The following is a 20,407-nucleotide window of genomic DNA, read 5'->3' as shown; positions in this document are numbered from 1 at the left end:
GTGGGATATGGAGCTGAAAAGCAATTTGATTGCTATGTATAGGCTAGGGTATTAGTCCTATGTTTATTTGCACTGCATGCAGTGCACTTTGAGCGTCTGACAGGCCAGGTGGAATAGCATTTGTAGCGGTTCTTACGAAGCTACTGACATAGGCGCCACTGGGGTAGAACGAGGGTTTTCCTTCTGATACTTAGCTACACGCTTGATAGCTTCTACAGCCCCCTCATTCAAGACAAGAAGCTTCTGGGCACGCGTTGTCGCGACGTAATATAGATTGATCTCTTGTTGAAGTTCCGCATCAGTGTAGGGGCTATCCGGTGAAAACAGATCGGGAAAGTCGCTGGCCAAGTAGACCGTAGGGAATTCTAGACCTTTTGACTTATGTGCAGTGCCCACCAATATGTCGCACTCCTCCGGGGCATATAGCTGCTGTTTCAATGTGGCAAGTTGAATGGGTAGCGTAGGGTAGTCAGCAATGATCCGACAAGTGCGGAGCATTTCGTTATCTTTTGTAGCCTCGGCAAAAGCTTCATATTGTTGAAAGGTAGGGAATTCACGGACTAAGCGCGTCCCTTTCAATTTGGGCATATCTCCAAGATACAAATAGAAGGCCTGTTCAATATCATCAAAGCCATAAGAATCGAATCCACCGACAAAACCAACTTTCTTACCTTTACCACTAAAATACAAAGCCACACCAAGGACTATCGCAACGGTGCGTGCCAGTATGCAAACTTGCCCCTGGTGTGATGACCACTTGAATTTTTCTGGTTCTAAAACACTATCCCCCAAGGCCAAGCCTTTGACTCGACGTTGTTCACCGCTGAGTAACAGAAATACGTTGGCTACAGCGGCGATGCCAGGGCCAAAGCGAAAGCTCTCTGTTAGCGTCAGGCAGGTGGCATCCTCCAGTTCGGGAGACGACAACGCATCAACCGCGTCACGAAACAGGTAAATGGACTGCGCGGGATCACCAATGATAATCAGCTGTAGGTTCTGCTGCATGACCAGCACTTTGATCGTTGAAGGAGGACTGTCTTGGCCTTCGTCATACAAGATGCCATCAAAGTCGATGGATAAGTCAGGACGCGACAGCTCAAAGACCTTGGTATAGCCGTTATGGTGAATAGGCGTCGCGTTGTCGGGATCAATCATTTGCGCCCAGTACGCCATCGCATTTGCGATAACCGAACGAACATAGTGCTGTGAGGATTGCTTAGCTTGGGACCGGAAATGGCTGTAATCCAATACGTCGTCGTTGCTATTGCAGAACGCATCTATCGCCGCTATCACATCCCGAGCTTCAATCCAGTTGCGTAACCCTAGAATTTCAGCCACATCCACTACGCGCAGAGATTGAACCAATTTATGACGGTACCGAACACCGCAGCGGTGGTAGCACAGCTGGTTGTAGGTCATGCACGTTACGTTAGAAGGGAACTTCAATTCAGCTTCGTCTCGAACTGAACGATTGAACGCCAGGTAGAGGAATTTTAGATGCGGTCGAGCGAGGGCGAAATGAACCATCGTGAAGGTTTTTCCGGTACCCGCAAACGCTTTAACGACAAGGCGCGGGCCATCATAGCTAATGATTGCTGCCTGTTCGCTGGTATACGTGAACTCACTCACCCATTCGCCCTCCAAAGTATCACTGTATGCTAAACCTTAAAGCGACCTTAACAGGGGTGGTCAACGTGCCCTTGCTGTCCCATTCACTTCATTTTTTAAAAAAACGGCGACCAGCCTAATTGTCATAATTACCAATAATTACTAATAAACCCCCTATAACATACCTATAGCGTCATTTTTTACTTATCAATTTCAGTTACTTATCAAAGTATGCGACCCAAAGCCGCCTTGTTTGGAAAACTTGGCGGCTTTTTACTTCCTATCATCGCGATAGATTCCACTGTCTCTCGCTAACTCACGATCTAACGCATTTCAGAATAAGGTGCTTCACCTACAGTGGAGTTACCTCATTAAAATATCATCATAATCGTGGATAAGTTCGCACAATTGATGCCGGGAAATGAGTTATCAATGACAGCGGTTAAAATTCGCGTAAGTAAGCGGATTAAGTAGTAAGTATGAGTACAGACAAGGGCTTTTGAGCAGCGTTAGGCAACGCAAACCATCGCAGAGGATGCGATAGAGAAGGGGAGCTAAAAGGTAAAGTACCGCTAGATGGGCACCGCTCTATCTATGGTGAGCAGTTGTAGGCGTCGAGCCAGCGTTTCTTTCAGATGGTAGAGAGGCCGTGGAGTAGTAAGGATCGAGGCCAGCGTGGCGGCATAAAGGTGCAAGGTTTCGCTGGGTATGCGTTTCATCAATGCCGCAGCGGATTGGCGTGCTTCGTAGGTGAGAGTATGCAGTGATTGTTGAAGCTGGGATGGCCAATGGATGAGCCGCATTTTGTTCAAAAGGGTTGTCGTAATGTGTTGGCGACCACTACGACGGTTGGCATTGCCCCAAGAAACAACCGAGCAGTCGCGGTACATCGCGCCAGCCATAAGGCGTTCTATCGCAATATTGATACGGCGCGCACCAGTACGTACTCGTTGGCCGTGAGCTCTCACTGCATCGAGCAGTTGGCTGCTGGTTCTAAGATGAACTGGGTCAGCGGACTGCGCATTAGGAGTAAACAGGCTTTGTTGACTGGGCTGTGCGTGTGGTTGCGATTGGCGTTGGGTGCGCTTTGTGAGTTTTGCGACCAGCTCACCAGCTTTGCTTTGCGTCAGCCGCGTTCGCTGCAGCAAAGTGCCTATGTTGTGATCAAACACAGTCCTCCCGTCATACCCATGCGACTCAGCGAACAGTGCTAGCCATTGAGCGGTCTGGTTTTTACCTGCAGAGCCCCACGCGGGAGGCATAGTCACCGTCAATTCGCTGGCGCTAGTGTTGAGCATCGCAACAAGCGGTTGTCCTAGCTCGACATTCCAGAATTGCCGCCTTCTTGCAGCTTGATGAATGTCAAGACGGCCTCCCGTAGAAGTGACTCGACCGGTATCCAAACGTTGTATTAGCGGGTAGCTGTGACGTGTATGCCAGCCGCCCTGTGGGCTACGTTCTTGAAGATGCACCATGGTGGTGGCCAGGGTAGCTAGATCTTGCTCCAGAAGGGAATACGCCGATCCAGACAAGCTGAGCCCCAGGCGCCCGCAGATAAATTCGTAAGGGGAAAAATGGCCCTGGTAGTGCCTATCATCTGCACTGAGTTCGATCAGCGTGCCAGGTGTTTGGTACTTATAACAGGTGAGCAGGTGCCCAAGGCGGTACAAGTGGCGAGGTAGCAACATTTGTTGAGGTTTTGAGCCAGTGCCTTCGCCACTATGCTGGGTATTGGCTAGCACTAATCGTAAACGGCAATTTTTATAAAGGTCAGCGTCACCATCACCGTTAATAAGGCGCATGGGTTTAGATTTGGATTGTTGAATATAGATAGGGGCGGCTTCGGAAGCCGAGGCAGGGCAACTGGAGACCCAGGCAAGCATGGCGCGAATTATTACTGCCCCATCGAGGGGGATTTTCTTGTTATAAAGAGCTTGGTAGCCGGCAGTAAGGCCGGAACCAGAAAACTCTCTCGCCATTTCAGTCATTGCTCTGTCCAACGATGTTACGTTTTGTTGTGACAGCACAGAATATGGCGTAAAATTACCTCAAGAGATTAAATCTCTCGACGCAACGCCATCGAGCTGTCAGTGACTTCTCGGTGTAAGGCAATAGCTACGCTAGAGCCTTGGTAATGGGATTATGTGCTAGTTCATAGTCAGACCTCCTTATTGCTAATTGAAACGTTGTTGCGTTGGTTGATGCGGGGTTCTGGCAGGAACTTTTTGCATCGTCGGAAACTCAGGATCGAGTTTCTGTATGTTCGATATGCTTACTACTAATATCGCTAACGCCTCCCGGCGTTGGCGATTTTTTTTATGTTGGAAAAGCGTATTTACATAAGTTGTTCATATACAACATACCTCTCCCGCCAAAGATATTAGCAAACACTGCAACCCTGATCAATATTGTTTAATCTTTTTTTAATACGTTATTGGGTGTATTATTGTGACCAATACACCTGCTTTATGGTCATTTCTAGCGCTTGCTCATTTGGCAGAACCATATAAATCAGTGGCTTATAATTTGCCCTTAGAGCAATGTTATACGTCGGCTGCGTCTGAGCGTATTGAGCATGAGCCAAAGCACTACGATAATTTTTGAATCTCCCTATTTCCTACGCGCCTCAAGTGAAACCATCGAGGCGTGGCTATCGACTGGCCTAAGAACGCCGTCAGCTCATGTGAATAGCATCGGTCAGCGTGAGCGTTGGCTGTTAGAGGCATGGAAAACATTGTCTGAGCGAAACCCAAAAACCGCCGGGTTCTCTGTCACGGAGATAGCCCAGGTGATGCTTGATGACGATGATAGCGCCAGCCTCGATATCGACTACCTAAAGCACTCCGTGAAGGTCTTAATTGCTCGTTGGGCACATTGTGGTGTTGTTTGGCGTGAATCTGCCGCTGGTCATAAGCAGCTACCGTTCAAGACAGAGCGGGGCATGGTGTACCAACTTCGCAGCCATAATGAAGTGAAAGAGGAATGGCGCGGTGGAAGACAAGACACACAGGATAACCAAGCTCTTTGGCGTAAGGATCGTAAAACTGGGTTACGGAAAGCGCCTAAGGCCGTCGAAAAAGAGCGCGACCAAATAGAAGCAACCTATCGACTGGTAACAGATTACGTTCAGCCAAAAGACCTTTCAATGGGAGCAGGAGCTAGCTACCCGTTGACGCTGGCGCTAGTGGCACAGCTAGTTGAGCGTTGCGTCCGCTCAACGGTTCGCCAAGATGCCGACTCCGTAGAGAGCACAATCGTGCTTGCCGGTGAGAACATTAAAACCACGGCAGGCCGGGTTTATAACCACTGGGAGAAGGGGCTGGACTACGGAATCATGACGGCTGACGATGCTCAGCTACTGCTTATTATCTTAATGAAAGCCGCTAGCAGCATTGAGCAAGATCTAGTGGCAGGACGCCCGCCTGTTAACCGGCAATTCCTAGACCTTAAGCCCATCACGCAATTAGTCATGGGAGAAGATGCCGATCGTAGTGCCTACCAAGCGCTGCAAAAAGGCATGGCTCGCATCCTTAATACCGTCTTTTCATTCGACCTCAACCGTGAGGGAGAGCTGGCGAAACGGCTAACTGGGGCGACCGGCAATAAAGCAAACAGCCGGGTGCGGTTCCAACTGCTAGAAAATCCTGCAGAAGGGCGACACCTGGGGGAATCAAGTGCAAGTGTTGAGTCTGAGGAGTGGGTACCAACGACAGGGATGCGGTATTTCTCATTCAGCTTGCACCCTCTCTTATGGCGCGGCTTGATTGAAGGCCAGGGGCTTGGTGTACATCCGCAACTAATCAAAGAGCGTAGCGGATTATTGCATAAGGTGTACTACCACCTTCGCTACCACGCTACGTATGACAACAGCTACATCGTGACCACTGAACAGCTTATGCACCGCACGCACATGGTAATGGGTAAAAACGTTGCCCGGTCGAGGGTCGAGTTTGCGCGACAACTTTGGCAAGGAATACGACGGCGTGCGTTACAGACCTCGCTTATAGACTTGCCAGACGTTCCCTCGGAGCCGTTAGTAGTGCAGTTTTACGATCTGAACTTGCGAATACAAGCATCAAATATCCATAAGGATGCCTTAGTGATCGAGGCGAGGCACAGTCATGAAACGCTGGAGATATTGCAACAAAACGAAGCGCGAATGACCAGGATAAGAGAGTTGGCAGCGCTCACATTACCGGATACCTACCCACCGCTTTTGCTGCGCTAGCGTTTATTTGTGGCATTTTTCGGATGCTGCCCTTAAGGGACCGTTAGCGCCGCAAGGAATGACGATAGGCCAAGCTACCATAGGCGACATAAATTTTGCCGTGTGAGTCTATCGACGTGAATCAGATTGATACCCTAATTTCCCATCTTAATTACGATGCCGACCGTCGGGTTGTGCTGATCAACGCTGATGATTTTCGCCGTCCCGGTGACCTAGCTTTCCTCAATATCAGTAATGACATAGTGGTGATCGTTGGTGAACTTCGCCGGCTACACCGCTGGAAAGGGCTGCAATATCCGCAGGCAGAAATATTTCGCTTTTTTGTGGGTGGTGGAGAGCTTAGTACCCACATGGCACTCGCTGCACAGGGCGTTGCGTTAGCGCAGGAATTACCCAAACTCAAAACGTTACCCTGGTTGGTGCTGAGTGACGATAGCGAAGCTGTATTGGCCGTATTGCGCATCAACGGCGTTCGACGCTGCAAAGCCTGCACGTTACAGCAACCGGAAAAGCACATTGAGGTCTACCATGATGTAGCTGCCAAGGCAGATAAGACAGGTATAAGCCCTACTGGTAACCAAACGGTGTCCAGAAGTGATATTCAGCCTTACCAACGTACGCCAGGTGGTCGTAACGAGGTGACGCCTAAGAACTCCAAGCACCACTACCCAGTAGATTTAACGGAGGTTGGCCAAGCACTTCGCCGTATTGTTGAAGCTGAGGGTGGGGGATTCCCTATCTCTTTGGTTAAATTTAGTCGGCTGATTGACCAACACGCTGAGCAATTACCATCCGATGTAATGCAAGCAGTCACTGCACAGCGGGCTAAATACAGAACGGTATCGCGAGCTATTCAATTGCTGGCCAAGCAGAATGGATTCCAGATCGACGGGCAGCAGGTAATGGGCGTATCGGGAGCGTGATCCACTTTGGAGAAACAGGCGCACCGCTACACGATGCATTAATGCTCAATTTAATATGCCTTAACGCTCCACTAGGTATATAGATTATACCGATTTCTAATTGGTAGTAACCAACATGGTCAGCTCTGTGATGAAAGTCATCAACGCACAACGTGCAAGTCGGCAGGCAGACATGGGCGGCTCAATTTTGCTGGACTACGCGGTGTACTTTGAAGCGCCGCTCAAAGAAACCATCGACGTGTGTATTTTATTTAGCCCTGATGGGCAAGAAAACCAACCGAAGCTATGGGGATCATTTCAGCTTTGGTTAAAAGACTTTGACGGTAGGTGGTTTGATCAATTTTGGATGATGTTTACTTCCAGCCAGGTGTTTCGTCAGCAAGTAAAAAAGTTTTATGGCATCGCTGGCGCTACCCAGCGCCAGGAACACATTCAGAAGATACATCACCAGCTCCAAACCGCTGTGCGCATGCTGGGGAACCTTGGTTACAAGGTAACCGATATGGGCAGTGGTGGTACGCAGCAAAGTGCCTATATTGCGGCTGAACAATTCCCAAAAGAGGTACTTGAGGCGAGTAATGCAGCAGGCTTTCGAGTCGAGCCCCAGCGGATAGCGGCAGGTGGATTAGTCTGCCAACCGATCGCTAACCTACAGGCTGGTGGCGCGTTCGCTCAGCTGATGGCGGACTGGGCAGAGGGCGGGCTGCAACCAGGGCATCACTATGCAGGCTGGCACGAATCTATACGCACATGTTCATTGGTACCGAGCAGCATAAAAGTAAAGATGCTCGAAAAGACCCCCGAAGTAGCCAGCGCGGTTCAACACAGTTTAAATGGGACCTTGGCCTATCACGATTTAGCGAAGTTGCGTTCTGGCCGAGACTACTTCTCAAAGATTAATATGGATACGCTACTAAGCAACCTCCAGATAACTGAGGTACCAGAAATTACGTCGCACCTCGATGAAGCTGATCAGAGAAAGGTATTGCGCTGGATGTGCCGCGGGCTTCACGAAGGCATGGCTATTCAAAAGGTACTCATTGATAACGTGGCAACCGAGCAGCAAAGGCAGCGTTCAAAACAAGCAAGAGCTAACGGTAGTTCAACCGGCTCAACGACCGATCCCGATCAAATGGTTTAATCATTTTCCGAATAACTCAGGCCCGCTGCAGCGGGCCTTTTTTATGTCTATATGCGTATACCGGCGCTCGCGTTATGTCTCGTTCTCAGTGCGATAGCGGTATACCCGGATGGAGGGAAGGAATGGGGTATCGTCTAGCTTTAGGTCGTTGCGAATTGCGCGCATACGATTCCTTTTAGGCTGGGGTAGGGGCTGATTATGGCTAGGCAGCTGACCGTCCGTTGAGGGAACAAAAAGTGGCAGTGGCAAGTTCATCGCTCGCCTAAGGCGCCCATCAGGCAAGGGCTCGCTATAAAAGATATTTGCACGCATTACTGGCGTTTGGTCCTGCACAAACGCCAGTTGTTCACCGGACGGTATTGAGGCCAAAGCCCTTAATTGGATCTGAATGTGCGCAGCCTCAGTATCGTATGACGAAAGCCTCCGCTCAGCTTCCTGAACAGTAGTCCGCTTTATAGATCGGCCATTGCTATACCACGCTAAACGGATTCGGCTGGCAGGCTGTTCTAGTATCGGCAAGTGGCGCCACGTTTGCTTAAGGTTCAGACGCGCCAGCCCCGACCGCCGCATGTGTTCGTTGACGTAGGCAAATCGTGATTTACGGTGCGCAAGCTCGTATTTCATGTGACTAAGACGCCGAGGGAATTCGTCTTTGATCGCGGTCATGGATTCAAAAAAGGCATCTTTGGCTGCGTTGGCATGCTCCGCAGCTTGGATTAACTGGGGATCAGCGGCAATAAGACCAATATAAACGCGGGTAGTACGGCCATCCTGGTCACCCTCGTACCAGAAGTCGAGTAACGCGTTGGCCAGCCAGTCAGTATCAGGGCGGGGCGAGTGCAGCGCCCACGCTTGACCCATCGAATGCCGGTACGCATCGACTACACCATTAACCGCCTCTGTGACGGTATCAAAGGCATGTTCGCAGGTCTTTATCAGACGGTACTCGTTATCCATGGGTTACTCCTGGTTAGGGTCAATGCCTCGCTGATAAAGCGTGCGTTGGGCATGCCTCAACTCTGTCACTAACGCGTTTAATTGCCCTGTTTGCTCAGCATATTGGCGTTGGAGATCGTTGTTTTCTTTCTGGAACGTCTCAGTGCTGGCCTTAACCTCACTAAGCTGTTCCGTGAGGGTGTCGATGTGCGCAGCCTTGGCCATGGCTTCCGTATAGAGCTTATTAAGCTTGTCATAGCGTTTTTGACCATCGCGGTGTCGCTGTTCAACCAGATCAAGCCGATGCAGAGCTCCCGCTTGGTCTTCCTTCGCCGCACTTGCGGCCGCAACAGCGTCGTCTCGTTGTTGAGTCGTTTCGCGGTGGGCAGCTGCTAAGTGGTCTAACTGCTGATTGACCCTTGCAAGCGCCTCTCTGTCACGGGCGTTCTGCTCCCTGGCGTCTTCGTAGCTGACCCGTAACGTCCGCTCAGTGGCGGTGATTTCTGCCAATGAACGGTCTTTCTCGGCCATTTGCCGGTACAGCCGCTCATTAGTGGTTTCCAATTCATCCATGCGTTCTTCGGCGCGCTGTGCCTCTTTTCGTAGAGTGCTTACGTCATTATTAGCGCTGGCCAATTCCTGCCGGTACCGGGCGGAATCGCGTTGAGCTTGCTTCAATTCCGCCTCTACTTCGACAACACGCTCTTGGATTACCTCGGTTTTAACCAGCGCTTTGTCCACTTCCTTCATCAGCGTTGCACGTTCCTGACGAAGTTCTTCACGCTCGCCCTCTATGACAGCATTCGCAGACTCTTGGGCTCGCTCCCATAAATCAGCGGCAATGGTGACCAAGTATTCCTGCACATCCTGAGGAACGTCTTTCAGCCGTGTTGGAGAGCCTTGTCGCCATTCTTCTAGGTAGCCCTGAATGGTAGAGAAGGAGCCCTTCTTGAGCATATCGCGGACTTTGTTTGCGCTCGGATTTACACCCTCAGCGAGCAGGGCGTTAGCGGCGGTCACAACATCAGTTTTAGTGATACTGGTGCGAATGCTCACGAGGTGGCTCCAATTAAATAGGGCGTGTCTGAATTAGGTGTAATATACGTATTACAGTAATTATGGCACTCAGCGCAGAAAGTTGCCAACACTAAACACCTTTAAGGGCACCCTAGCGCCGGGGTGATATGAGCTTTGGGCTATAAAATACTCGGCAGCCTGCCGGGTTTAGAAATATGAGGTGAGAAATGAAGCAATGGGCGAAGGGAATAAGCGTATTGGCGCTGGCGATTGGCTTGGCCGGTTGCGCCAGCAAGCACCCACTGGGTATAAGCAGCAGCCAGTGGGAGCAGATGACGTTTGAAGAACAAGTGGAAGCAACGCAGCGCCAGGTAGCCGTCAATGCGGCAGGTCGCTTTCAGCGCGACGAGGGGCGACGTGATCAAGCACGCCTGCGTATGTCCTTGTCGGCCACCCCTGAATTCGCGCACATTGAGTACACCGACCTATTCCATAACCAAAACAATCAAGCCGATTGTGTGATCCAGGGGGAAATGCGTGCCCAGAATGGCTGGGTGAAGGCCTACCCGGAACATTTCGTGGTGCGGCGGGGATTCCCTCAGGAAATCACTATCGGCTCTTGGGATGGACGGTGGGCGCATTCGGCGGTAGTCGATTTTGACAGCATGGGCGTGCAGATTTGCCCGACCCGTATTGACCTGGGGATGCAGTCGGATCGCTGTTTCGATGTTGCGCGCTCGCCACAGTGGCAGGCAGGTGGGGAGATATTAAGCGGCGAGGTGCGCGACACCTTTAGAGGCACCGCCCAGTGCCATGTCTTTCAACCTCAATGGCAGCCTAATACCCGTGCGCGTTAAAACGCTAGGCGATATCAAAGGGCTGTCTATGTCAGCCACGATCAAAGCCCAGCTCACCAGAGAGTTAGAGCAGAAGCCTACAAAGGTAGTCGGCCCTAATCCGGTGAACAAAATAAGCAAGGAAATCCAAGCTGCGTCCATGCCCCAGGAGGTGTTAACGCGCCAGCTGCAGCTCGACCCGCGTACCAGCCAATATGAGTGGGCTTTGGATTACAGCAATGCGGTACCGGGGCGAAAATTCGAGATTGACTGTGCGTTAGTGACGTATCGCTGTGCAATAGAGGTTGATGGTTGGAGGAATCATGGTTCCACGAAAGAGGCGTTTAACCGGGATCGTGAGAAAGACTACCTACTCAGTCTGCAGGGGTGGGTGGTACTGCGTATCCCCGCGGGTTTGATCCATAAAGACGTGCGGGCAGCCAGTGAGCGGGTGGTTAGGTTCTTGGATGTATGGATACCCAGGCAGCAAGCCGCTGGGGTGGGCACGAATGCCATTCAGTAGTCGAAAACAACGTAGGTAGGGAGAGAGGTTTATGCAGGTGTTCAAGCAGCTCTGTAGAGCAGCACTGGCGTCGGTATTAGTAGTGGCCATGCCTGCCTTCGGTGACATATCCATAGCAACTTGGAATCTGAAAAATACTGGCTGGAATAATGGGAAAGACTTTGGAATGGTCGCCCATATTGCCCAGGAGTTCGATTTTCTAGCGGTGCAGGAAATTATGAGCGAGGAGGGTGCGGAGAATCTACATCAGGCGCTTGAGGGGGAAAGCGGGGAGAGCTGGGACTATATGGTATCGCATCTTATTGGCCGAGGCAGTTACCGGGAAGCATACGGTTTTTTCTGGCGTGAAACCGCCGTTGAGTATGTGGATGGTGCCGTGGTTTTTCTCGACACTCAGGATGTGTACTCACGGGAGCCGTTGTCTGCCCGGTTCCGCAGTCGCTATACCGGCGACACCTTTGCAGTAGGGAATATTCATGTGCTGTACGGCAAAAGCGTCAGCGACAGGCTACCGGAGATTAACGCACTGGAGGATTACTGGGAGTGGTTGGCAGAAGTGTACCCAGGCACGCCACGTCTTCTCGTTGGTGACTTCAATCTGGATAGTCGGCACCGGGCATTTCAGTCGCTACTCAATAGCGGTGCGGTCGCAGCAGTTTACGATGGCAATGGCACCACGCTCAGCACGATAGAGGGCCGTTACCCGAACCACTATGACCATATCTTTTTAGAGCCAGCGGCACTAAACGTCACTAGCCGGGGCATTCTGCGTTTTCCCAGCGAGCTTGGCATTAGTAACCAGCGAGCCAGGGAGGTGGTTTCCGACCATGTACCCGTATGGATCGCGCTAGGTAGCGCGCCAGCGCCTCGCCTGGAGTCATATCATGCTGGCGCGGCAATCCCGGCGACGGCTGCGAATGACGCCGTGTATGACTGCGTAGACCTGAACCGTAGTGATGCCAATGTGCTTGGCCGATTACCGCATATTGGCGAAGTGCGGGCACAGACCATTATTGAAGGGCGCCCGTGGGCGAGCACCCAAGCGCTAACGTCTATTCGGGGGCTGAGTGATAGCAGGGTAAATGACATTTTGGAAAGCCAGCAACTTTGCAGTCGTTCATAAGAGAAGCCATTACTTTTGGCATACACGTTTAATTGAATCGTTTTATTACCTGAGGGGGTTGCATGAACGAAGTAGGGAATGCATCGGAATTGGAATATGTTGGTTTCGGATCGCGGTTATGGGCTTCAATTATTGACTGCTTTTTACTATTACTCGTCACTATTCCCATTCTTAATTATTTCTACGGCTCAGATTATTGGGTTTATTGGCTTTTAGATGGTTCGTCTCAAGGAACGTTTGATTTTGTTATGACCTGGGTTTTTCCAGCGATCGGTACTCTCCTTTTCTGGACATATCACAAAGCAACGCCCGGAAAAATGGCTATCTCAGCCAAGATAGTCGATCAGAAAACGGGGCAAGCTGCTGGCTTAGATCAGTTGGCCATTCGATACATAGCGTACTTTATATCCGCCATACCAATGTGTTTAGGATTTATTTGGATTGCCTTTGACCCTCGGAAACAGGGGCTCCACGATAAAATTGCAGGCACCGTAGTTGTGCGTAATAAGAACCACCAGCCAACACCCGTAAGGTTTGGAAAATAATTAAAAGACCAAGTGTATTTTAATACCTGGATTCATAGAATAACTGCAGCACTTTGGACCACCCGGTAGAAGCAGGAGGGCCAGCGCCGGTACCCTCCCTGCTTTACCGACCAAAGTGAAGCAGAGCATGGGATACCGACAACTGACCCAGGCCCAACGATACCAGATTCACGCTTGTATTGGGGTAGGGATGAGCCAGCGACAGGCCGCTAAAAACCTTGGCGTTCATAACAGCACGATAAGCCGTGAGTTGCGTCGTAATGCGACAGGCGAAGGTTATGAACCTGAGATGGCTCAGTGCCGTAGTAACGACCGGCGACGTACCGCCTGGAAATGGACAAAGCGCCTGCCCAGCATGGTCAACATCGTCGCCAAGCAACTACGTGAGGAGTGGAGTCCAGAGCAAATTAGCGGCTTCATGGCGCCTTTGATCGGCATTGGCGTCAGCCATCAGTGGATCTACTCCTTGATCTGGGATGACAAAGTCCGTGGCGGCGATCTTTGGCGACACCTTCGTCAGCCTAAGCGGCGCAGCAAGCACCGTGCTCATGCCAAGAGCGCTGGGCTCGGTAAAATCCCTAACCGGGTCGGTATCGAACATCGCCCCGCCGATGTGGATGACCGGCTCATGATTGGCCACTGGGAAGGCGACACGGTGCTCAAGGGGCACAAACAGTCAGGGTTAGTCACCCTCGTTGAGCGCCGCAGTGGCTATTTATTGGCAGCTCGGCTATCCCATATCACTGCCGAGCTGACACAGAAGGCTATGATCCGACTGCTAACGCCGAGGCGTGGCGCTGTCAAAACCGTGACGCTGGACAACGGCTCGGAGTTTGCCAACCACGAGGCAGTGGCCAAGGCGGTGAGCGCCTCAATTTACTTCTGTGATCCTTACTGTTCCGGCCAGCGTGGGACCAATGAAAATACGAATGGCCTCATCCGGCAGTACTACCCCAAGGGGACTGACTTCCGGCAGGTGACAGATGGCGAGCTAAGAAAGGTCGTCAAAAAACTGAATGACCGTCCGAGAAAACGGCTCGGTTATCGAACACCGGCACAGGTGTTCCTGGGTGAGTACTCAGGTGCCCTGGATACCGCAGGTGCTGCACTTATTACTTGAATTCAGGATAAGCAAGGGGCTAGTCATGGCATTCGCAGTGCTTAAAAGGTTATGTAAGAACAAGAAGATTGCGGTGGAAAATGTTGCTTTAGAGCAAACGGTGCCGGTCGATAATCCGACCGCAGAGGCCTTTAAAGACGAAGGAGCGAGTGATGGTGTTGACGCTGTGGATCGGGGGATTGAAGCTTACGAGCCGTTTCCAGTCAACGACGCCACCGTGACCCCTCAGAGCAGGAAACAGGCGGTCATGCTAGCCGAAAGCGAACTGCCTGCACTGGATGCGCGAGGGTTTGTGAAGGCTGCCCGCCGATTGGGGATCATGCCTCCCTATCGGCCGGGAGATATATTGAAGGTTATTAGTCACCAGAAACGCTTATCCGACTGCACGCTGGTAGGCGTTTATTCATGTAAATCGCATCATAGAATCACACCGCTTGAACCATCAAGACTGGCTCGCGCCTTTGGGTTAGGGGCGGTTGCCGTTGTAGAAAGTTGGAATGGCCATGTCGGGGAGCTACTTTCTGACGGCAAGCTCCTACATGAAAAGGCGGTTAAGAAAAATATTAACTATCCCGTGATTGCTTTGGAGTGGGCGCGAGTAGTGGGGCTAGACCGGATCATTGCTCATAAAGCAAAAAACCTAGATGAGTTTGTAGTCGGGTTTCCTGAGTACCCAGACAGACAGAAAGCCTTTTTAATGAGACTAGGATATGTGAGCCGTATCAGCTACTTGCCAATTAGCGAGATAGAAAGACGGATGACTAGTTTCGAGAGAATAGAGCTATTAGAAAGCCAAAACACTCAGGATAAACAATCGCAGCTCGTGGCTGAAAAGAGCAACAATAACTTAAGCACAGCCGAGCAAAGTCGTGGTGCTTCTGCTGTGAAGCAAGCTCAACGTAAGGTTGGTGACAACGAGCAGGACAGAATCAATCTAGATGCTGCTTTAGAGTTACTGCTGTCTCCACTACCAGCACCTAGACGTAAAGAAGGACCCACGCAGCCATGGAAAAATGCACCTCGACGGATAGAGAAGCCCAAGCGTCCAATGGTTAAGGCTCAAGCACTCTCTAAGATGGAGGACGTGCTGTTTGATCCGACCACTCACACGTCTTATGGCTTTATTCGCGACGCCTGGAGCGTTGAGCCTCATGAGGCCACCAACAGTGCAGGGGCTGGTGCTATTGAAAAGGGCGTGGAGAAAGAGGCAATGGGCGCCAGCTCAGAGACCCCGCGTAACGCTAAAACATTTATTGACCAAGAAATGTTTGAGCGCCTTTTAGGCATCGTTGACGACTCCAGGGACACATCCAACATCAGGGTTAAACCCAAGGAGAAAACTACCCCAAGCAACATCCCAAGCAAAATCCCAAGCACAACCCCAGGCACAACCCCAGGCACCAACGAGAGCGTGCCGCATATAGCTCCAAGCCCTATTGGCAAAGAAGAACGTATGGCACTTCGGAAGAAGAAAAGGCTTGAGCAACGCCGGAAGATAAGAAAGCAACGGAAATTGGACAAACAAGCGCGATTGAAAAGCAAGCCAGCTAAAAATAGTCAGATTAATAAGGTTGCTACCAGACCGGCGAGACATAACCAGAGTAACAAAGTCGCCACAAAACTGGGAACCAAGCCTGCGCCGCGCATGCGGTTGGTAAAGGGTACGCGTTTTACCTCATCCAATTTCATTGTCTCCTGGTATGAACCGGCAAAGAACAGTTCGGGAAAGATAACTAGCTTCAAACAAACGTCTAAGAGTTTTTCGTTTGGTACATCCCGGTCACGTTATCCATCGGATGAATTGGCCAAACAGGCAGCGGATGACTGGCTGGAGAGGTGTGTGCAGGTCATGACACAAAACTAAGGATAAAGGTGAATCCAATGAGCAAAGCTATTATCAAAGCCTTAGAAGAGCGCCAGCGCCAGATCAACGGCGAAGGCTTCACCGCTGAGGATGACGACCAGTACAAACAAGGTGAGCTAGTCCAAGCCGCCGTTGCCTACGCACTAGCTGCCAACACGACAGGAACCGGGGTTGAAAGCCAAGCCGTTTCGCACTGGCCATGGCGTGCCGACTGGTGGAAGCCGAGCAGCGACCCCAGGCGAAACATTGAAAAGGCCATGGCCCTACTAGCAGCAGAGCATGAACGCCTTGGGCGCGATATTGAGAAACAGCTAACCAGCCTGCCGCCAACCGTACCCGAAATCGTATGGTCAAAAGATGATGAGCTTTTCAACTATGATGACCTGCAGGACGTAATTGAAAATAACGACCTGGAAACAGGTGCTACCGTATACCAGGGCACCACCCAACGGCTGATCCCAACTCAGTTCACAAATAACATAGTTGAACTCGTAGTAGAGACAATGAACGTTCGTGCCGAAGGGCCATTCATGGCTAAAAAAAGGGTCACTACCATGACGCGCACATTGAAAGAACTGTTGGCCGAAGAAAAGCCTGAGATTGTAGCAACCGCCCGTAAAGAGGCTGACAACATCCTCATGGATATTCGTCTAGCGGATCAACGCCGTATCGCAGAAACCAACAAGACAGATCTCCCTTCCGCCATGGGCGATAGCTAGCCAGTGTGACGGTACGGGCAGTATCAAGGTTTGACTCCCACTTATTGAGGTTATCCCGATGTACGTAAACACCGATGAGTGCGAAGCAGCAGGGGTCGATCCGAACGAGGTTAAAAAAATAGCGGCAGGTCTGAGCCGATACGCCAAACAGGCTGAACGGTTGGGTTTAACTGTATTCGGTGGAAGCGGTACCGGAATGCTTAGAACGGATTCAGGCAAGCAGGGGGCGTTAATTCTTGCTGTTTTAGATGGTGATTTTGACGGAGGCGACGGAGGAACAGACGTTGACCAAAACGGCCTCCAAAGAGGCTAGGTTTAAAAGGCTTGGCTGGCGCACGCGCCGGGGCTTCTTTCAAGCCTAACACCTCGCAAATAGCCACGTACTTAGCAGTAGATAACGAATCCTTACTAGCCATTACTCTATTGTTATTAACGTTTAGGGTCACAAGGTGCCTTCACAGGCATTAGTACATCACGTAACGTGACGTTATGTTCCACTGATAGGTTCTTATTATGCGATCCAGTACGAGTGGTCGTGTGGTCATCGACATTACACCGGAAGAAAAGCGTGCCATCTATGCCGAACTTAAGGCTCGTGGAGGATTGACCATGCGTGAATGGTTCAAACAGAAAGCGATTGAAGATGGTTTGCTTTCCCGAAGTTCTCAGGACACCGAATCAAACAGTAAAGAGGAAAGTTAATCTTATGTTGAAAACGGTCAAGCAAGCGTGCGTGTTCAATTCACAGGTCATGGATTACCAAATGGCCCAAGCCGTTGAACACGTATCCGATTTGATTACGGGGCAAGGCGACGGGACGGCCTTTTTCGAGCGTAATTACGTCACACAAGGTATGGCGCAGCTGTTTAACGAAGGGCTGTTGCGCTTGTCGGGGAAATCTGATCAAGCCGTCTTTGAACTCAGTCAAGCCATGGGTGGCGGTAAAACGCACCTGATGATTGCGTTAGGGTTGATGGCCAAGCACCCGCACCTGCGGCAATCGTATTTGCCAAAATCCTTAGAAAGCCAGGTCGATATTCAGGATGTGAATCTGGCCGCGTTCAATGGTCGAAATGCTCCTAACCACTACGTGTGGGGTGAAATAGCCTCTCAGCTTGGCAAAGCAGCGGAAATACGCGACTACTGGGCCGATGGGCCACGCGCCGTCGATGAGGCGAAGTGGATGGAATTGATTGGTGATGCGCCTACACTCATCGTCATAGATGAGATTCCGCCCTACCTGAGCATGGCCGCGACACAAAAAGTAGGCGATGGCACGCTTGCCAGCCTGACGACGTATACCCTTAGTTGCCTTATGAGTGCTGCGCTCAAACTACCGCGTTGCGCTGTGGTCATTGCGAACTTATCCGGTGCCTACGAGAAGCAGACGAGCGAGATTCGTAACGCCATTTCAGACTTGCAGAACGAAGCCAGCCGTCAAGCGAAAAGTATCACGCCGGTATCGCTAGAAGGCAGTGAGATTTACCAGATTTTGCGCAAGCGCTTGATTACTGAAATGCCCGATGAAGACGTGATCAGCGAAGTGGCGAACGCCTACGCCAGTCGCGTGAAAGCGGCCAAAGATGGTGGGCATATCGACGCCACGTATATCGGTAACGTGGTGGAGGAAGTAGAAGAAACGTACCCGTTCCACCCGTCGTTCAAGCATATCGTGGCGTTGTTCAAAGACAATGAGGGCTTCCGCCAAACGCGAGGGTTAATGCAGTTTGCAGCGCGGCTAGCGAAAAGTGTGCTTATACGAGAGCAAGATGATGTGTACCTGATCGGTGCGCAGCATTTTGACCTCAATGACCCGGCCGTACGCTCTGAATTTACGGGCATCGCGACACAGTTAACGCCAGCTTTAGCGCGTGATATTGCGGATAATGGAAATGCCATTGCCGAAGAAATTGACGCTGAGATTGATGCGGATGCCGGCAGTGCTCAACAGATCAGCACGTTGATACTCTCCACGTCACTATCTCGCACGGGCGGTCGGATCGGCCTAACAGAGAGCGAAATTCTTGAGTTCCTGGCAGCCCCGAACCGCAAGCCGAGCGAGTACAAATCCGCGCTTGCCATGTTGCAGGAACGAGCGTGGTATCTTCATCGGGAAGAAGAACGCTACTACTTCAAGGAAACCGAAAACTTAACCCGCCAAATCGAGCGTATGGCAAAGGATGTGCCATCGAGCCGTGTAGACACAGAGTTGATTCGCCGGATTACGGCCATGCTGACGCCGCGTGACAAACTCGCGTATCAGCATGTGCTTGTGATGCCAGAGCTGGACAGTATTCGGCTTGGCAGCGGACGGGTATTGATTGTGGTGCGCCCTGATGGACGTACCCCGCCCGAAAAGCTGAACTGGTTCTTTGAATACGTGGAAGAAAAAAATAGTCTGGCCTTTCTCACAGGGATGGAAAGCCACTTAGCGGATGCCGTCGAAGCGCGACAGCGAGAAGCTTACGCCATCGAGCAGATATGTAACCAGCTAAACCCTGGAGATACGCTTTATCAAGAAGCTCAAGAGCGTCGAGAAGATATTCAGATGCGCCTCGATCAAGCGATTGCAGCAGCGTACAACCGCCTTTACTTCCCCTCTGCCGGTTTTCAGGGAGCTGGCAAGCTAGGTCGCACCACTATACAAAACAACCTCAGTATCAAGAGCGCTGAACAGCAGTTGGAAGCGTTGCTAGCAAGCGCCAGTTGCGACGATAAGCTGGCGCTGAATATGCGGGATAACTTAGTGTCCTTCTTTTCTGAGCTTGAGGAACACGTCTGGCCGAAGAAATCACGGCGCGTGCGCTGGCAAGATGCGATTAGCCTGATGAAGACCGACCCGGCGCTACCCTGGCTGCCAGGTGCTAATGGTCTCGAAACGCTCAAACAAGAAGCCTTAAAGCAAGGGCGTTGGCGAGATAGTGGCGACGGGTACATTGAAAAAGGTCCGTTCCCGCAAGAAAAGACCACCGCGATCATTTCAGTTAACAAGACTTCGACGGAAAACGGCACCACAGAACTAGCCATCACGCCACGTCATGCGGGAGCCAATCCCGTTATCCACGTAGCTGAGCATGCAGGTGTTAGTAACTCAGACCCCGTAGTGGAAACCCCTGACGAGTATGTGACGGACAAGCCGACGCTCTATTTTCTCGTCGTGGATAGTGACGGTAAGCACATAGCTGGCGAGCCCGTTCCCTGGAACGCGATCTTGAAAATGCGCCACCAGATTCACAAGCAAGGCGATAAGCGACTCATCGAGCTGCAATGCACTCCCCAGGGGGAAATGACCTATACCCTAGATGGTTCCAATCCGAAGGAAGGCACACCGTATAAGGAGCCCTTTGAGGTCGAGCCTGAAAAACAAGTGCTTCTGGTGCATGCCGAGGCGGGTGAAGCCAGCGCCAGCGAGCGGTTCACGATACCAGCCAAGGGGGATAACCGGGTTCAGATAGATGACAAAAAGCCGACCCGGCTCACTAGCAAGACCATCCTCGACGCGACCGCTAAAACGTATGCTGTTCTAAACCACTTCAAGAGCGACACGCAAACTCGTTTCCGAGGCGTACGTATTGAAGTAGGTGAAGGCGAGCATACTGTGTCGATGCGTTTTAGTGAACGTGCTACCACCGCCGCAGAAATAGAACTAGCCTTGGACGCCATTCGCAAAATTCTCAACGACGATAGCGCTATCGTGACTATTCGCATCGACAGCGGTGCTGCCTTTGTTAACGGCTTTGAGGCCAAAGAGTTTGCTCGTTTGGCCGGCGTAGAGTTGAAGCCTGAGCATCTAGTGCAGGGGGGCGAGTGATCATGGGATTGGC

17 protein-coding genes are annotated in these 20,407 nt (G+C 51.2%); 13 read left to right on the top strand and 4 right to left on the bottom strand.

Annotated features, from left to right (window positions below; all coding sequences use genetic code 11):
* Positions 1-132 precede the first annotated feature (132 nt).
* Both KO116_RS23575 and KO116_RS23570 read right to left on the bottom strand, forming a co-directional pair.
* Positions 133-1,629: a 3'-5' exonuclease gene (locus KO116_RS23575; protein ID WP_045812351.1), complete on the bottom strand. Its 1,497-nt coding sequence runs from the start codon at positions 1,627-1,629 to the stop codon at positions 133-135.
* A gap of 551 nt (positions 1,630-2,180) precedes the next feature.
* Positions 2,181-3,596, bottom strand: coding sequence for a hypothetical protein (locus KO116_RS23570; protein WP_035564272.1), 1,416 nt, complete (start codon positions 3,594-3,596; stop codon positions 2,181-2,183).
* A 587-nt stretch (positions 3,597-4,183) separates the two neighbouring features.
* Between KO116_RS23570 and KO116_RS23565 the strand changes: the two genes are divergently transcribed.
* The 3 genes from KO116_RS23565 (at position 4,184) to KO116_RS23555 (ending at position 7,900) form a co-directional block, all read left to right on the top strand.
* Complete coding sequence (locus tag KO116_RS23565) at positions 4,184-5,836, top strand: hypothetical protein (RefSeq protein ID WP_035564271.1); 1,653 nt, start codon at positions 4,184-4,186, stop codon at positions 5,834-5,836.
* Between the two features lie 116 nt (positions 5,837-5,952).
* On the top strand, positions 5,953-6,759 hold the full coding sequence (locus KO116_RS23560; RefSeq protein ID WP_094584663.1) for a hypothetical protein: 807 nt from the start codon (positions 5,953-5,955) through the stop codon (positions 6,757-6,759).
* A 130-nt stretch (positions 6,760-6,889) separates the two neighbouring features.
* Positions 6,890-7,900 carry a hypothetical protein gene (locus tag KO116_RS23555; RefSeq protein ID WP_144408670.1) on the top strand — a complete coding sequence of 337 codons (1,011 nt, stop codon included), beginning with the start codon at positions 6,890-6,892 and terminating at the stop codon, positions 7,898-7,900.
* A gap of 72 nt (positions 7,901-7,972) precedes the next feature.
* Here KO116_RS23555 and KO116_RS23550 read toward each other — a convergent pair whose 3' ends face one another.
* Entirely contained in the window at positions 7,973-8,857 is an 885-nt protein-coding gene (locus tag KO116_RS23550; RefSeq protein ID WP_035564265.1) for a DNA replication terminus site-binding protein, read from the bottom strand.
* 3 nt (positions 8,858-8,860) lie between these two features.
* Positions 8,861-9,892, bottom strand: a complete 1,032-nt coding sequence (locus KO116_RS23545; RefSeq protein WP_035564263.1) for a DNA-binding protein — start codon at positions 9,890-9,892, stop codon at positions 8,861-8,863.
* Positions 9,893-10,080: 188 nt separating this feature from the next.
* Here KO116_RS23545 and KO116_RS23540 point away from each other — a divergent pair, with 188 nt between their 5' ends.
* The 10 genes from KO116_RS23540 (at position 10,081) to KO116_RS23500 (ending at position 20,394) form a co-directional block, all read left to right on the top strand.
* Complete coding sequence (locus KO116_RS23540) at positions 10,081-10,710, top strand: hypothetical protein (protein WP_035564261.1); 630 nt, start codon at positions 10,081-10,083, stop codon at positions 10,708-10,710.
* Entirely contained in the window at positions 10,667-11,212 is a 546-nt protein-coding gene (locus tag KO116_RS23535) for a hypothetical protein (RefSeq protein WP_144408669.1), read from the top strand. Before KO116_RS23540 ends, KO116_RS23535 begins: the two co-directional genes overlap by 44 nt.
* 31 nt (positions 11,213-11,243) lie before the next feature.
* Positions 11,244-12,335, top strand: a complete 1,092-nt coding sequence (locus KO116_RS23530) for an endonuclease/exonuclease/phosphatase family protein (RefSeq protein ID WP_035564256.1) — start codon at positions 11,244-11,246, stop codon at positions 12,333-12,335.
* Positions 12,336-12,397: 62 nt separating this feature from the next.
* The gene (locus KO116_RS23525; RefSeq protein ID WP_035564255.1) at positions 12,398-12,880 is read left to right on the top strand and encodes an RDD family protein; all 483 of its coding nucleotides are present in this window, start codon (positions 12,398-12,400) and stop codon (positions 12,878-12,880) included.
* A 127-nt stretch (positions 12,881-13,007) separates the two neighbouring features.
* Complete coding sequence (locus KO116_RS23520; RefSeq protein WP_082072729.1) at positions 13,008-14,000, top strand: IS30 family transposase; 993 nt, start codon at positions 13,008-13,010, stop codon at positions 13,998-14,000.
* Positions 13,981-15,864 carry a hypothetical protein gene (locus KO116_RS23515; protein WP_144408668.1) on the top strand — a complete coding sequence of 628 codons (1,884 nt, stop codon included), beginning with the start codon at positions 13,981-13,983 and terminating at the stop codon, positions 15,862-15,864. The genes KO116_RS23520 and KO116_RS23515 overlap by 20 nt, the downstream gene beginning before the upstream one ends.
* Positions 15,865-15,881: 17 nt before the next feature.
* Positions 15,882-16,583, top strand: a complete 702-nt coding sequence (locus tag KO116_RS25560) for a hypothetical protein (protein ID WP_198362320.1) — start codon at positions 15,882-15,884, stop codon at positions 16,581-16,583.
* Between the two features lie 58 nt (positions 16,584-16,641).
* On the top strand, positions 16,642-16,896 hold the full coding sequence (locus tag KO116_RS23505; protein WP_035565409.1) for a hypothetical protein: 255 nt from the start codon (positions 16,642-16,644) through the stop codon (positions 16,894-16,896).
* A gap of 200 nt (positions 16,897-17,096) precedes the next feature.
* Positions 17,097-17,285: a hypothetical protein gene (locus KO116_RS25260; RefSeq protein ID WP_144408667.1), complete on the top strand. Its 189-nt coding sequence runs from the start codon at positions 17,097-17,099 to the stop codon at positions 17,283-17,285.
* Positions 17,286-17,289: 4 nt separating this feature from the next.
* On the top strand, positions 17,290-20,394 hold the full coding sequence (locus KO116_RS23500) for an anti-phage-associated DUF499 domain-containing protein (protein WP_035565412.1): 3,105 nt from the start codon (positions 17,290-17,292) through the stop codon (positions 20,392-20,394).
* The last annotated feature ends 13 nt before the right edge of the window (positions 20,395-20,407 follow it).

Source organism: Halomonas sp. KO116 (assembly GCF_000734975.2).
GTDB lineage: Bacteria > Pseudomonadota > Gammaproteobacteria > Pseudomonadales > Halomonadaceae > Vreelandella > Vreelandella glaciei.
Note: the sequence above shows the minus strand (reverse complement) of the source record. Positions and strands in the feature narration are given on the sequence as shown.

What these genes read in the sequence shown, in the direction of transcription:
- KO116_RS23500 (WP_035565412.1), top strand. Translation starts at nt 17,290, where the DNA reads ATGTTGAAAACGGTCAAGCAAGCGTGCGTGTTCAATTCACAGGTCATG.
- KO116_RS23565 (WP_035564271.1), top strand. Translation starts at nt 4,184, where the DNA reads ATGAGCCAAAGCACTACGATAATTTTTGAATCTCCCTATTTCCTACGC.
- KO116_RS23540 (WP_035564261.1), top strand. Translation starts at nt 10,081, where the DNA reads ATGAAGCAATGGGCGAAGGGAATAAGCGTATTGGCGCTGGCGATTGGC.
- KO116_RS23505 (WP_035565409.1), top strand. Translation starts at nt 16,642, where the DNA reads ATGTACGTAAACACCGATGAGTGCGAAGCAGCAGGGGTCGATCCGAAC.
- KO116_RS23570 (WP_035564272.1), bottom strand. Translation starts at nt 3,596, where the DNA reads ATGACTGAAATGGCGAGAGAGTTTTCTGGTTCCGGCCTTACTGCCGGC.
- KO116_RS23530 (WP_035564256.1), top strand. Translation starts at nt 11,244, where the DNA reads ATGCAGGTGTTCAAGCAGCTCTGTAGAGCAGCACTGGCGTCGGTATTA.
- KO116_RS23525 (WP_035564255.1), top strand. Translation starts at nt 12,398, where the DNA reads ATGAACGAAGTAGGGAATGCATCGGAATTGGAATATGTTGGTTTCGGA.
- KO116_RS23520 (WP_082072729.1), top strand. Translation starts at nt 13,008, where the DNA reads ATGGGATACCGACAACTGACCCAGGCCCAACGATACCAGATTCACGCT.
- KO116_RS23535 (WP_144408669.1), top strand. Translation starts at nt 10,667, where the DNA reads ATGTCTTTCAACCTCAATGGCAGCCTAATACCCGTGCGCGTTAAAACG.
- KO116_RS25560 (WP_198362320.1), top strand. Translation starts at nt 15,882, where the DNA reads ATGAGCAAAGCTATTATCAAAGCCTTAGAAGAGCGCCAGCGCCAGATC.
- KO116_RS23550 (WP_035564265.1), bottom strand. Translation starts at nt 8,857, where the DNA reads ATGGATAACGAGTACCGTCTGATAAAGACCTGCGAACATGCCTTTGAT.
- KO116_RS25260 (WP_144408667.1), top strand. Translation starts at nt 17,097, where the DNA reads ATGCGATCCAGTACGAGTGGTCGTGTGGTCATCGACATTACACCGGAA.
- KO116_RS23555 (WP_144408670.1), top strand. Translation starts at nt 6,890, where the DNA reads ATGAAAGTCATCAACGCACAACGTGCAAGTCGGCAGGCAGACATGGGC.